Below are 13710 nucleotides of genomic sequence, written 5' to 3' on the forward strand. Positions count from 1 at the left end.
TCCCCCCGGATTCGCCGGACCCCCGCAACCGAGACGCGATTGTAGGCCGATGCCCCTGACTGTCAACGCGAGACCGCCCCGCCCCTCGAAGCCGGCAGACGGCAAGTGCATGGCGCGGCGTCGGATTCCGAGATTGCCGTGGCGCTTGCGGCGGACTAGGTTATGTACAGGTTGGAGACGTAGATTTCGGATTAGCCCATGCTTGCTGCGGATGTGACCGGAACCCTGTCGGCGCGGCGTGTGCTGCTGATCGTCGGCGGCGGGATCGCGGCCGTGAAGATACCGGACCTGATCCGGCGCCTGCGGGAGCGCGGCGCGGCGGTGCGCCCGGTGCTGACCCGCTCGGGCGCCGAGTTCGTGACCCCGCTCGCCCTTTCGGCGCTGGCCGAGGAGAAGGTCTACACCGAGCTGTTCGATCTGACCGACGAAGCGGAGATGGGGCACATCCAGCTGTCCCGGCAGGCCGATATCGTGCTGGTCGCGCCGGCCACGGCGAATCTGATGGCGCGCATGGCCGCAGGCCTGGCCGACGATCTGGCGACGACGTTGCTGCTGGCGACCGACAAGCCGGTAATGATCGCACCGGCGATGAACGTGCGCATGTGGCAGCATTCGGCGACCCGCCGCAACCTGGCGCAGCTCCGCGACGACGGCGCGATCGTCATCGACCCGACGGAGGGCGCGATGGCCTGCGGCGAGTTCGGACCCGGCCGCATGGCGGAGCCGCTGGACATCGTTGCGGCGCTGGAGCGGCACTTCGCCGGCGGTCCTCTGGCGGGCTTGAAGGCGGTGGTCACCAGCGGCCCCACCCATGAGCCGATCGATCCGGTCCGCTACATCGCCAACCGGTCCTCGGGCAAGCAGGGCCACGCCATCGCCGGCGCGCTGCGCCGGCTGGGGGCGTCGGTCACCCTGGTCAGCGGCCCGACGGGCCTGCCCGACCCGCCGGGGGTCGAGACCGTGCGGGTGGAGACGGCGGTCCAGATGCGCGACGCCTGCGAGGCGGCCCTGCCGGCCGACATCGCCATCTGCGCCGCGGCGGTGGCCGACTGGCGGGTCGACGCCGCGGGACAGAAGCTGAAGAAGCAGGAAGGCGGCCCGGCGCCGGCGCTCAGCTTTGCGGAGAACCCCGACATCCTCGCCGGGCTGGCCGGCCACGCCAGCCAGCGGCCGCGCCTGGTGGTCGGCTTCGCGGCCGAAACGCAGAACATCATCGAATATGCCGAGAAGAAGCGCCAGAAGAAGGGCTGCGACTGGATCGTCGCCAATGACGTCAGTCCCGACACCGGCACCTTCGGCGGCGACCGGAACTCGGTCACGCTGATCGGCGCGGGGGAGCCCGAAAGCTGGCCGCCCATGGCCAAGACCGCCGTCGCCGAGCGCCTGGCCGACCGGATCGCCCGCTTCTTCGGAAGCACGCCATGAACCTGGACGCCATCCCCATCCGCCGGCTGGCGCACGCCGCCGACCTGCCCCTGCCGGGCTATGAGAGCGCCGGAGCGGCGGGCATGGATCTCCGCGCGGCGATCGACGCGCCGCTGATACTGCAACCCTGGCGCCGAGCAATGGTGCCGACGGGAATCGCCATCGCCCTGCCGCCCGGCCACGAGGCGCAGGTGCGCCCGCGATCCGGACTCGCGGCCCGTCACGGCGTGACGGTGCTGAACAGCCCCGGCACGGTGGACGCCGACTATCGCGGCGAGGTTTCCGTGATCCTGGTGAACCTTTCGGCGGAACCCTTCGAGATCCGCCGCGGCGACCGCATCGCGCAGATGGTGGTCGCGCCGGTCGCGCGCTGCGTCTGGCGGGAAGTCGAGGCGCTGGAGGAGACCGCCCGGGGCGGCGGCGGCTTCGGCTCGACGGGGGTGGGCCGGCCATGACCGACATCCTGCGCCTGCCGAAGAAGACCATGTTCGCGCTTGATGCCGTGCTCGACGTCGCCTACAACGCCCGGCCCGACCCGGTACAGTCCAAGGACATCACGGCGCGACAGAAGATTCCGCCGCGCTATCTGGAGCAGGCGATGCAGCAACTCGTGCGCGCCGGCATCCTGAAGGGCGTGCGCGGCCCCCGCGGCGGCTACACCCTGGCCCGGGAGCGCCGGCGCATCACCGTGGCCGATATCGTCCGCGTGATCTCCAGCGACGACGAGCCGGAGGAGGACACGGGCTCCGACCTGGGCCACAAGGTGGTCCGGCCGCTGTGGAATGAGATCCAGCTGGAGATCGTCGACCGGCTTTCGGAGATCACCCTGGAGGATCTCTGCCGCCGCGCCGAGTCCGCCGAGGTGCCCAAGGCCGCCAGCAACACGCGCGATTTCACCATCTGACGGCGGCAACGCCGACCCCTGGGGAGGGGGACAGAACGCCATGACCGACTTCGAACGCTTCACGCCGCCGCGCGGCCGCATCTATGATTCCATCGTCGAAACCATCGGCGCGACGCCGCTGGTGCGCCTCAACCGCATCGGCGAGAACCTGGCCGAGGGCGCCGAGATCCTGGCCAAGCTGGAATTCTTCAACCCGCTCTCGTCGGTCAAGGACCGCATCGGCGTCTCGATGATCGAGGCGCTGGAGGAAGCCGGCGATCTGAAGCCGGGCGCGACCATCATCGAGCCGACCTCGGGCAATACCGGCATTGCGCTGGCCTTCGTTGCCGCCGCCAAGGGCTACCGGCTGATCCTGGTGATGCCGGAGAGCATGTCGATCGAACGCCGGCGGATGCTGAAGCTGCTGGGCGCGGAGCTGGAACTGACCCCGCCGGAGAAGGGCATGAACGGCGCCATTGCGCGCGCCAACGAACTGATGGCGGAAAACGCCGGCGCGGTGATGCCGCAGCAGTTCGCCAACCCGGCGAACCCGGCGATCCATGTCGCCACCACCGCCGAGGAAATCTGGGCCGACACCGGGGGCAAGGTCGACGTCATCATCTCCGGCGTCGGTACCGGCGGCACCATCACCGGCATCGGCCGGGTGCTGAAACAGCGCAAGCCCGACGTCCACATCGTCGCCGTCGAGCCCGAGGACAGCCCCGTGCTGTCGGGCGGCAATCCGGGACCGCACAAGATCCAGGGTATCGGCGCGGGCTTCGTGCCCGACAATCTCGACCGCGCGGTGGTCGACGAGGTGCTGACCATCGGCAACGAGACGGCCTTCGAGACCGCGCGCCGCCTGGCGCGCCTGGAAGGCATTCCCGTCGGTATTTCGTCGGGCGCGGCGGTCGCCGCGGCGCTGGAGGTCGGCGAACGGAAGACCATGGCCGGCAAGACCATCGTCGCCATCCTGCCGTCCTTCGCCGAGCGCTACCTCTCGACGCCCTTGTTCGAGGGGCTCTGACTCCGCCTCACCCGAGGCAGCCGAGCGCTTCGTATTTCGGTTTCAGTTCGTCGAAGGATTTCGGCGACCAGTCCGCCGCATCGGCGTCCAGTTTCGCCATGACCGCCGGCGCCAGCCGATCCGACAGCACATCCAGCGTATGCAGGATGTAGCGTTCGACGGTGAAGCTTGCGGCCTCGCCGAAGGTCTCCAGCGTGACCCGTCCCCAGAAATAGGCCGTGTCCGCCGCGCCGCCGCCTTCGGCATAGCGGTAGACCGTGCGGAGCTGGGCCATGGCATTGCCCTGCAGCGCCACCAGTTCGTCGCAGCGGGCCGCCGGATCCTCCGCCCGGCCGCCGCGGTAGAGACGGCGCGCCTTCAGGGCCAGCGCGGGCCCGTAGCCGGCTTGCGCCGCCTCGGTCAGCCGGCGCTCGGCGAAATTCGATTCCGGCTGGCCCAATACATATTGGGCGGGCGCAAAACCGGTGTCGGCGGACTTTTCCAGCATGTTGTTGATGGTGCTGGACATGGCCCGGCCGGGCCCGATCGGCTCGCCATAATCGGCCATCACCAGCAGGGCCCAGCCCGCCCCCGCGTCGGCATGGGGCCCGGCCAGACGCCGCGCCTCGCCGTACTCGCCGCGCTCCACGGCGGTCAGGGCAGGGACCGCGGCGGCTCGTTCGGCCGCCGGCACATGGGGCTGCAGGTCGTCCAGCACCGGGTGCAGCGCCTCCGGCGCCCGGCTGGCCGAAATCCAGAACCGCTCGAGCGGCACCCCCTCGAAGACGAACAGGGTGCCGCCGACCCGGCGCTCCAGGCGATAGGCGCCGTAGCGCGGCCGCATCCAGCTTTCCAGGCCGATCTCCCCTGCCCAGCGCTTGATGGCCTCGCGGCCGGCCACATCCTCGTCGTGCGCCAGACCCGCCAGGGCCGGCTCCAGCATCGGGGCAAGATCGGCGAAGGCGTAAAGACCCGGATCGGCGGAAGGCAGCAGCGGCACCTCCATGCGGAAGCCGATCAGCGCACGGTCCCGCACCAGCAATTGCGCCGAAACGTCCTGGCCGTTGGGTTCGCCCATCGTCAGCGCCCGGACGCCGGGCAGACCCTTGGCCGGCCGCTCGACGATCGCCGCGCCGGCGAGTGCATCGGTATCCGCCAGCCGCGCAAGCACCGTCTCGGCTTCCGGGTGCAGCGGACCGAGTTCCAGGGAGCGGGTCGCGCCGCCACCGGTCACAAGGACCGCGACAAGGACCACGAGACGACAGAGAACAGCGTTGCGCACCTTTTCACCTCATTGAGCCGCCGATCGGGCCAGCCTAGCGCCCGCGGGCGATGCGGACGAGGGGCCGCGGTCACAGTCGCAGCGGCCGCCTCCGGCCCGGCAGGACTTGCCGCCCGGGGCCCGACCCGGCAAATCCTGATCGGCAGAATTTGTCTGGTATTTTATCAATATTTCCATAATTCATTGATTTTATTGGAAATCATGAAGGTGAGAATTCTGGCCCGAGGGTTGCGAACCGGGTGGCAGCGGGCAAAAGGCCGGCTAACCGAAAACCCAATCCAGAACGGAGCAATCAAATGTTGTCAGTGAACACCAACGCTGGGGCGATGGTCGCCCTTCAGAACCTCAACAGCACCAACCGGGAGCTGGCCGAGGTTCAGTCGCGCATCAATACCGGCCTCAAGATCGCCGGACCGAAGGACGATGGCTCCACCTTCGCCATCGCCCAGAACATCCGGTCCGAGATCTCCGGCATCGATGCAGTCAAGAACAGCCTGGACCGTGGCGTCTCGGCGACCGATACCGCGATCGCGGCCGGTCAGTCGATTTCGGACCTTCTCATCGAAATGAAGGAGAAGTCCGTCGCCGCGACCGACGCCAGCCTTGACACGGCCAGCCGAAATGCTCTGGACGCGGATTTCTCCGCGCTCCGCGATCAGATCGGCACCATCGTCAGCAACGCCGAGTTCGACGGCATCAACCTGATTGACGGCTCCATCTCCAGCATCGCGGTGCTGGCCAACGATGAAGGTTCTTCCATCACCGTTTCGGCCCAGCAGCTTTCGGCGAACACCGGCCTGAGCGTCGCTTCCGTCGACCTCAGCACGGCGACCAACGCGGCCGCCGCCCGTTCCGCCGTCAATGCGGCGATCGAGACCGCCAACGCACGTCTTGCCTCTCTCGGCACGGACGCGAAGAGCCTGGAAATCCACAAGGACTTCGTCGGCCAGCTGCAGGATACCCTCACGCAGGGTCTCGGCAACCTGGTGGACGCGGACCTGGCCAAGGAGAGCGCCCGCCTCCAGTCGCTGCAGATCAAGCAGCAGCTGGGCACGCAGGCCCTGTCCATCGCCAACCAGGCGCCTCAGTCCATCCTGGGCCTGTTCTAGGGCCCGCGCAGGGGGATATGGAGCACACCGCTCCATATCCCTTTGCGGCCTTTTTCGAAGTAATGAGATCAAAATTCACCTTGCTTGGTTAATTATCCATTTACCAGTTTACTCTAGTCAGGTCGTATTGAAGAGTTATTGATTGAACAATCAGGCTCGACTGGGCAATTTCTGCCGGAACTATTTGCCTACTCCCGGCAGAATCTGCCGGCAAGAAGTGCCGGGCAGAATCGCTCCACGGAAAATTCTTCCGCCTTTTCAACAATTTAGATATTCGGAAAAACTGGCCCATCCATTGCGGAAGAAGCGGCGCGGGCAAAACGCCCGTTGTTGAACCGCCAACTTCCAGAATGGAGACTACCAATGGCAATTTCCGTCAACACCAATACGGGCGCGATGGTCGCCCTGCAGAACCTCAACAGCACCAACAAGGAGCTGGCCCAGGTTCAGTCGCGCATCAACACCGGCCTGAAGGTCGCCGGACCGAAGGACGATGGCTCCACCTACGCCATCGCCCAGAACATCCGCGCCACCATCTCCGGTTTCGATGCGGTCAAGAACAGCCTCGACCGTGGCGTCTCGGCTGCCGATACCGCGATCGCGGCCGGTCAGTCGATCTCCGACCTTCTCATCGAGATGAAGGAGAAGGCCGTCGCCGCGACCGACGCCAGCCTCGACACGTCCAGCCGTAATGCCCTGGCCGCCGACTTCACTGCGCTGCGCGACCAGATCGGCACCATCGTCAGCAACGCCGAGTTCGATGGCGTGAACCTGATCGACGGTTCCATCTCCAGCATCTCGGTGCTGGCCAACGATGAAGGTTCGTCCATCACCGTTTCGGCCCAGCAGCTGTCGGCCAATACCGGCCTCAGCATCGCCTCCGTCGACCTGACGACCGCCACCAACGCCGCGGCCGCCCGTTCGGCCGTGGATGCCGCGATCGACACGGCGAACTCGCGCCTCGCCTCGCTGGGCACGGACGCGAAGAGCCTGGAAATCCACAAGGACTTCGTCAGCCAGCTGCAGGACACCCTGACGCAGGGCGTCGGCAACCTGGTGGACGCGGACCTGGCCAAGGAGAGCGCAAGGCTCCAGTCGCTGCAGATCAAGCAGCAGCTGGGCGTGCAGGCGCTGTCCATCGCCAACCAGGCGCCGCAGACGATCCTGGGTCTCTTCTAAGGGCCCGCTCACAGGGGATATGGGGCCGCGAGGCTCCATATCCCCGCCGCGGCCCCCGCGCTGAGGACGGAACGACCGGCACAAGCCGGCGAAGACGGGTCCGCAGCGCAAGGGGTCTGACCATCGGGGGATGGCCATGATATCCGACGCAACGACCGGTCAAGTCATCGGCGTTGAACCGACGAAGGCGACGCGGAAGGTCGAAAAAGCGACCGAGGCGCAGACCAGGGACTCCGAGATCCGGCGGGACACCGCCGAGATGCTGGAGCAGCGCCGCACACGGGAAGAAGAGCCCCGCGTGGACCGCCAGGGCGCGGCCCGCATCGTCGGCAAGGCCATGATGGCCGACTACCCGCCCAACGCCAGTCTCGAGATCGACGTGCTCGATGAAGGCGGCGGCTTCGTCTACAAGGCCGTCGACCCGGAAACGGGCGAAGTCCTGAAGCAGTTCCCGGCCGAAGAGGTCCTGAAGCGGCTGGAGCGACTGTCCCGTCTCAAGGGTCTCGCCGTCGACGAAACCATCTGACAACGACGCAACCGCACGAGCGGCTCGCAAAGGGGCGCCCGCGCGACAATATGGATGCCAGTACCACCTGAGCGGAGCGATTCGTGAGCATCCGCGGCAAGCGACTGGCGATCGGCGCGACGGCCGGGATTCTGATCCTGTTGGCCGCCATCGTGCTTGCGCGAACCTGGCTGGCCGAGCGCGCCGCCGAGTACTACCTTGCCAGCCGGGGCATCGAGGACGCGGCGCTGGACGTGACCCGCCTGGACTTCGGAGGCGCGGAAGTCCGCAACGCGCGCCTGGGCGACAGCGCCTCGGCGCGCCGCCTCGAGATCCGCTACGACCTGTCCGAAGGCGCGATCGGGCGTGTTACCGCGGAAGGCGTGGACCTCTCGGTCGCCTGGCGCGACGGCGCGCTGGACCTCGGCCCGCTGGCGGAGTTCCTGGCCGGTGCCGGCACGGAAGAAGCCGCGCCCGCTTCGGGCCCGCGGCCGGAAATCGCGCTCAGCGATCTTTCGGTCGATATCGACACGGCGGAAGGCGTCGCGCATCTGAACCTCCCCGGTACGGTCGATCTCCCGCCCGGCGCGCCACCGGTTCTGAATACCCCCTTCAGCCTGTCTCATCCGCGGCTGGAGGCGGAGGGACGCATCGAGACGGCGATGACGCCGGAAGGCGTGACGCGAATCAGCGGCGAACTGGCCCGGCTGCGTCTGAAGCGCGAGGGCGAAGCCCGGCCTCTCGATGCCGAGGGCGTGTCCTTCGCGGTCGCCCTCGGTGAGGAGCGATTCGAGGTCACGCTGCAGGGCGCGGTCCCGGATCTGGGCCTGGACCTCGCCGCCAGCGGCGACGGCGCGCTGCCTGCGGGCGATGGGGACACGGCGATCGATCTTCGCCTGCGCCTGACGAACGCCGCCCGGCTCGGCGAGGCCGTGCCGGAGACGGGACTGCAGTCGGGGACGGCCGACCTGCATCTGACCTTTCGGGGCCGCCTGCCCCTGGAGGGGCCCGGCGAGACTGCGGCCGCCAGTGGCATTCTGGAGACCCGGCTGGACGCGGACCTGGTCGGGGACGGCCGTCATTTCGAGAGCCTGCGCGCGGTTCTCGACGCCCGCACCGACTTCTCCGGCACGCGCGCCGAGACCGAATTCGGGATCGCCGACATCCTGGCCAGCGGCCTCAACGAAACGCTGCTGCCCGAAGCCGTGGCAAGCCCCTCCACGGTTGCGCTTCTGGGCCCCGACGTCACGCTGACCCTGAGCGAAGGTTTCCGGCTGCGCCTGGACCGCCCGGAGCGCCTCATCGCCGGCGAAACGCCCCTGTCGGTGGAAGCCGGGGGCCGGCTGCTGCTCCGTTCCGCTGCATCTGCCGACGCCGTCTTCGAGCGACTCGTCTGGTCGCCCGACGGCATCTCCGCCCAAGGGCTCAGCCTCGCGGCGCGGGATCTGACCATCGGCGGACAGCACCTGCGCGAACTGGACTACACCGGCGATCTGACGCTGACGGACAGGCTGGCCCTGGACGGCCGTCTGGAAGCGGCGGCGGATCGTGTCGCGTTCGGCGGCGTTACCATCGCCAACATCGAGGCGGAGGCGCGCGTCGACGCCGACGGGGTGGAGGACCGAACGGATCTCGGTCTCTCCGACGTCATCATCAGCGCCGGGCGCATCGAGACCGCCGACGGCGCGCCATGGACCGGCCCGTTTTCCGGCGGGATCGACCGGGCGGCCGTCACGCTCGGCCCCTGCGCCATCGACCGCTGCGCGCCGATGGCCCAGGCTGTGGCGAGCGGCCCGCTGCTCGGCCAGATCGCCCTGCCCGCCTTCACGGTAGAAGGACTGGTGGCGACAGGCGGCCCGGAGGAACGCCGGGTGCGGCTGGCATTGCCAGGCACGATCGCGCTGGCCGCCGGCGGCGTGCTCGAAATCGGAAGCGGGTTCGAACTCGCCCACCCGGCCCTCCGGGCGGACGGCCGGATCGCCAGCGAGGCGACAGGCGAGAGCGGACAGCGCCTGACCGCAAGCGTCAGCGAACTGATCCTGATACAGGGCGATGTCCGCACCCTCGTCAGGCCCGAAAAGCTGGAACTGACCATCGACTCGCGACCCGAGGGCTTCGATGCGCGGCTGGATGCGAACGCGCCGGAACTCGGGCTCGACGGAAGCGCCACACTGAGCGCCCCATGGTCGTTCGACCGGCAACATGCCGAACTCCATATCGATGCGGCGCTGGAGGATGCGGGGCGGATCGCAGGGCTTCACCCGACCCTGCCCGCCGTGTCGGGTCCGGCAGCGCTGAATCTGGACTATCGCGGCGGCGGCGGGGATGACGGCGAACTGTCGCTGAATCTGGACACCGCGCTGCGGGACATTGCGGGAATCGGCGTTCTCGACGCCGCAATTGCCGCCGAGGGCACGGTCGGAGCCGGCGGGACGCTTGCTCTGGAAGGCCGGCTCGACACGGGGCTGACCGGCCTCGACGCCGGCGGCGTCGCTGTCGACGGCCTGCGCCTGCAGTCGCCGTTCACGGTCAGCGGGGATGCCGAAGGAACCGCCATCCGGCTGCGCGGCGGCACGCTGCGCACGGAGGGCGTGAGCGCAGGGGGCGGCGTTCGGATACCCGGCCCGGTTACGGCCCGGGTCAACAGCGCGGAGCTGCGGCTGGGGCCATGCACGCTGTCGGCCTGCGATCCCGCGCCGGGCGTCGCCACCGCCAATCTGGACCTCGACGCCCTTGCGATCCGAACGGGGGAAACCCCCGGCCCGATCCGCCTGACGGGAATACGCGCTTCGCTGCGTACGGACCTCGCCAGCGGCGTCGACCGGCTGGACACCGACATCGCCGTGGCGACGGTCGAGGCCGACGGGATGGCGCGGCTCGACGGCCTCTCCCTGGCCGGCCTTGTCAACCTGGCCGGCGCTCGGCTGGACCAGCGCTTCACCGTCGACGGCGTCGCGATCGACCCGGCGCTGCTGGAGGGTGCGCCGCCGCTGGCCCTGAGCGGGCGGCTGACCGGCCCGATGTCGGCGCCCGAGGTGACCGGCGAGGCGCGCAGCCTGTCCGGCCCGGAACTGAAGGCCGAGATCGCTCTGGACGGCGGGACCGCGCGGATTTCCCTGGGGCCGACCCATGCCGGGACGGCGATGTCGTTCCTGCAGAAGTTCACCGCCCTGGAAGCGGACGCGGTCACCGCCGACGGGACCGTGGCGGGCGACTTCGTTCTACCGCTGTCCGATGGCGGCGGCGGCCGGGCCACGGTGCGCCTGAGCGACGTATCGCTGCTGACGGCGGAGGCGGAAGTGTCCGGCGTCAACGGCACGGTCGACCTCGCCTCCCTGTCGCCGCTCCGCACGCCACAGACCCAGACACTCCGGATCGGCCGGCTGGAGGCCGGCGTCCCGCTGACCGACATCACTGCCGCCTTCGACATCGACAGCGGGCCTGAGGGCGCCAAGCTGCACTTCAGCACGCTGAGCGGCGAGATGCTCGAAGGCCGCTTCGCCTTCGAGCCATTCTCGGTCACCGCGCCGCCCAGGGACGCGGACCTGCGTCTCGGGCTTGACGCCATCAGTCTGGCCGAGTTGACCCAGCTCCTCGGCCTGGGCGGCGTCAGCATGGACGGGGAACTCTCGGGCGTGGTGCCTGTCACGATCATCGGGGGCGAGCAGATCGCGATCAACGACGCCCGGCTCTCGGGCGGCACGAACGGGGTCTTGCGCATCAGCACCGACCGCGCGCGGCAGGTACTCGGCGACCGCGGCGGGGAACAGGTCGACCTGATGCTGAAGGCGCTGGAAAACTTTCGCTACACGAAGCTGGAGATCGGCATCGACAAGGCCCCCGAGGGCGCGGCGCGGATCGAGGTTCGACTGGAAGGACGCAATCCGGATCTGCTCGACGCCCACCCCTTCGTCTTCAACATCAACGTCGAGGGCAACGCGGACCGTCTGGCGGAAACCATCCTGACGGTGTACCGCGCCAGTTCAGGCGTCATTCAGACCGGCGTGCGCACCTTGCAGTAATCTCTGCCAGCGCCAAGATGTAGTCAGGATGAATCGGAACAAGAAAATGATCGAGAAGGACCAGGCCCGGGGGGCCTCGGCCATCGCCGCCACGATGCTGTTCGGCGCCGTCCTCGCCGCCTGCACGCCAACCGTCGCCGTGCAGGCGCCCAAGGAGCCCATCACCATCAATCTCAACATCAAGCTTGACGCCGATGTCAGGGTGCGGCTGGAAGAGCAGGCGCAGGAAGACATCAAGAAGAATCCGGAGATATTCTGATGGTCCGATCCATTCTGCTGGCGCTCGTGGTGCTGTTCGCACTTGGCGGCGGCGCCCTCGCCCAGTCGCTTGACGAGATGCGCAGTTCCGGCGCGGTCGGCGAACGCTATGACGGTCTGCTGGAAGCCCGGGAACAAAGCGCCGAACCCTTTGTGGCGCGGGTCAACGCCGAACGGCTGAAGATCTACGCCGACGCGGCCCAGAAGCAGGGCGTGAGCGTCGACGACGTCGGCAAGGTCTACGCCAAGGAAATCATGAAGAAGGCGCCGGCGGGAACCTGGTTCCTGGGACCGGACGGCAGCTGGCGGCGCTGACGCCGGTCGGCAGCGCCAAGGGAGGGGGATCATGTTCAACCAGCTTCGCCTCGACGGCCGAATCGCTCTCGTGACCGGCGGCAGCAAGGGGTTGGGGCGCGCCATGGCGCTGGGCCTGGCTTCGGCAGGCGCGACCGTTGTCGTCGCCGCCCGGACGGAGGAGCCGCTGCTGGAGATGGTCGAGGAGATAGGGTTGAAGGGCGGCAATGCCGATCACCGTGTTCTCGACGTCACCGACGAGGCGGCATGCAAGGCGACGGTCGAATCCGTCGTCGCCGACCGCCGCCGGCTGGACATCCTGATCAACAACGCCGGCTTCATCAGCCGCGCGCCGCTGTCCGAGAGCACAACCGACGACTACCGCGCGGTCATCGAGACCAATCTCGTCTCGCTCTACGTTCTCGCCCGCGAGGCGGCGCGGCCCATGACGGCGCAAGGCAAGGGCCGCATCATCAACATCGGCTCGGTGATGAGCCGGATCGCGCGGCCCAACATCAGCTCCTACGTCGCCACCAAACACGCCGTCGCCGGCCTGACCAAGTCGCTGGCAGTGGAACTGGCCGACAAGGGGATCTGCGTCAACGGCATCGCGCCCGGCTATTTCGGCACCGAGTTCAACAAGCCCCTGATGGAAGACGCGGCCTTCACGCAGATGGTGGAGGAGCGCACGCCGGTGGGCCGCTGGGGCCGGCCCGAGGAGATCGCCGGCGCTGCGATCTTCCTTTCCTCGGACGCCGCGTCATATGTCACCGGACACATGCTGTTCGTCGACGGCGGAATGACCGTCAAGCTCTGATCCGGGGAGAGCGATGGAAACCAGACGCCTCTGGCAGGTGGACGCGTTCGCCGACCGCGTCTACCGGGGAAACCCCTGCGCCGTGGTCTTCGACGCCGAAGGCATTCCGACCGAACGGATGCAGCAGATCGCCGCGGAGATGAACCTCTCGGAAACGGTCTTCCTGCTGCCGCCGACGCGGGACGACGCCGACTACCGCGCGCGCATCTTCACGCCGCGCAGCGAACTGCCCTTCGCCGGCCATCCGACGATTTCCGCGGCCTTCTGCGTGCACGAAAGCATGCGTCAGGCGGGTTTCGGGCCGCTGCCGGAAGTGCTGCGCCAGGAATGCCACGCCGGCGTCATTCCCGTCGCGGTCGCGGCACGGGACGGCCTGCCCGTCTTCACCATGACCCAGGTCGCCCCGACCTTCATCGATATCGATTTGGGCGCCGCAGAGGTCGCGGCCGCTCTGGGCTGCGCCGAAGGGGATCTCGCCGACCCGCCTGTCGAGGCCGCCAACACCGGCATAGCCTGGATGTTCGCCCGGCTGCCTTCGCCGGAGTCAGTGGCGGCGCTGGAGCCCGACATGACGGCCATCGCGGAACTGTCGAAACGGACCGGCATCACCGGCCTCGCTGTGTGGTCGGTCGGCGCGACGAACCCGGGCGTCGACGTGAAGCTGCGGGCCTTCGCCCCGGCGGAAGGCGTGCCCGAGGATGCGGCAACCGGCTCGGCCAATGGCTGCCTCGCTGCGCTGATCGCCCGCTCCGGCGCGCTGGGCGCGGGGCCGGTCAGCTATATCGCCGAGCAGGGCGTGGAGATGGGCCGCGACGCCCGCATCGTGGCCGCCACCGACGGGCCGGACAGCGGCCCGCGAATCGGCGGCCATGTCGTCCGCGTCATGGAAGCAGTGCTGACGGTATAGCGCAGGCGGGCTGGGGATGGCTG

Annotated in this window: 13 protein-coding genes; 12 read left to right on the forward strand and 1 reads right to left on the reverse strand. The window is 68.4% G+C overall.

The genetic code is table 11. The annotated features are described in order from the left end of the window. Positions 1-198 precede the first annotated feature (198 nt). The 4 genes from TEF_20245 to TEF_20260 are packed head-to-tail and all read left to right on the forward strand — an operon-like array spanning position 199 to position 3335. Positions 199-1425, forward strand: a complete 1227-nt coding sequence (locus tag TEF_20245) for a bifunctional phosphopantothenoylcysteine decarboxylase/phosphopantothenate synthase (protein ANK82871.1) — start codon at positions 199-201, stop codon at positions 1423-1425. Beyond that, entirely contained in the window at positions 1422-1880 is a 459-nt protein-coding gene (locus tag TEF_20250) for a deoxyuridine 5'-triphosphate nucleotidohydrolase (GenBank protein ID ANK82872.1), read from the forward strand. Before TEF_20245 ends, TEF_20250 begins: the two co-directional genes overlap by 4 nt. Before the next feature lie 5 nt (positions 1881-1885). Then, on the forward strand, positions 1886-2329 hold the full coding sequence (locus TEF_20255; protein ANK83630.1) for an Rrf2 family transcriptional regulator: 444 nt from the start codon (positions 1886-1888) through the stop codon (positions 2327-2329). A 40-nt stretch (positions 2330-2369) separates the two neighbouring features. Next, complete coding sequence (locus TEF_20260) at positions 2370-3335, forward strand: cysteine synthase A (protein ANK82873.1); 966 nt, start codon at positions 2370-2372, stop codon at positions 3333-3335. A gap of 7 nt (positions 3336-3342) precedes the next feature. Here the strand turns inward: TEF_20260 and TEF_20265 are convergent, their stop codons facing one another. After that, positions 3343-4569, reverse strand: a complete 1227-nt coding sequence (locus TEF_20265) for a hypothetical protein (protein ANK82874.1) — start codon at positions 4567-4569, stop codon at positions 3343-3345. A 323-nt stretch (positions 4570-4892) separates the two neighbouring features. Here TEF_20265 and TEF_20270 point away from each other — a divergent pair, with 323 nt between their 5' ends. The 8 genes from TEF_20270 (at position 4893) to TEF_20305 (ending at position 13687) form a co-directional block, all read left to right on the forward strand. After that, complete coding sequence (locus tag TEF_20270) at positions 4893-5705, forward strand: flagellin (protein ID ANK82875.1); 813 nt, start codon at positions 4893-4895, stop codon at positions 5703-5705. A 363-nt stretch (positions 5706-6068) separates the two neighbouring features. Continuing rightward, positions 6069-6884: a flagellin gene (locus TEF_20275; GenBank protein ID ANK82876.1), complete on the forward strand. Its 816-nt coding sequence runs from the start codon at positions 6069-6071 to the stop codon at positions 6882-6884. A 130-nt stretch (positions 6885-7014) separates the two neighbouring features. Further along, positions 7015-7410 (forward strand): hypothetical protein, encoded by a 396-nt coding sequence (locus tag TEF_20280; protein ID ANK82877.1) that lies wholly within the window; start codon positions 7015-7017, stop codon positions 7408-7410. Positions 7411-7493: 83 nt separating this feature from the next. Beyond that, positions 7494-11411 (forward strand): hypothetical protein, encoded by a 3918-nt coding sequence (locus tag TEF_20285; protein ID ANK82878.1) that lies wholly within the window; start codon positions 7494-7496, stop codon positions 11409-11411. 28 nt (positions 11412-11439) lie between these two features. After that, complete coding sequence (locus TEF_20290) at positions 11440-11670, forward strand: hypothetical protein (GenBank protein ID ANK82879.1); 231 nt, start codon at positions 11440-11442, stop codon at positions 11668-11670. Further along, positions 11670-11984 (forward strand): hypothetical protein, encoded by a 315-nt coding sequence (locus tag TEF_20295; protein ANK82880.1) that lies wholly within the window; start codon positions 11670-11672, stop codon positions 11982-11984. The genes TEF_20290 and TEF_20295 overlap by 1 nt, the downstream gene beginning before the upstream one ends. A gap of 31 nt (positions 11985-12015) precedes the next feature. After that, a complete protein-coding gene (locus tag TEF_20300; protein ID ANK82881.1) occupies positions 12016-12780 on the forward strand; it encodes a hypothetical protein in 765 nt (254 codons plus the stop codon). 13 nt (positions 12781-12793) lie between these two features. After that, complete coding sequence (locus tag TEF_20305) at positions 12794-13687, forward strand: hypothetical protein (protein ID ANK82882.1); 894 nt, start codon at positions 12794-12796, stop codon at positions 13685-13687. Positions 13688-13710: the final 23 nt, after the last annotated feature.

Source organism: Rhizobiales bacterium NRL2, from assembly GCA_001664005.1.
GTDB lineage: Bacteria > Pseudomonadota > Alphaproteobacteria > Minwuiales > Minwuiaceae > Minwuia.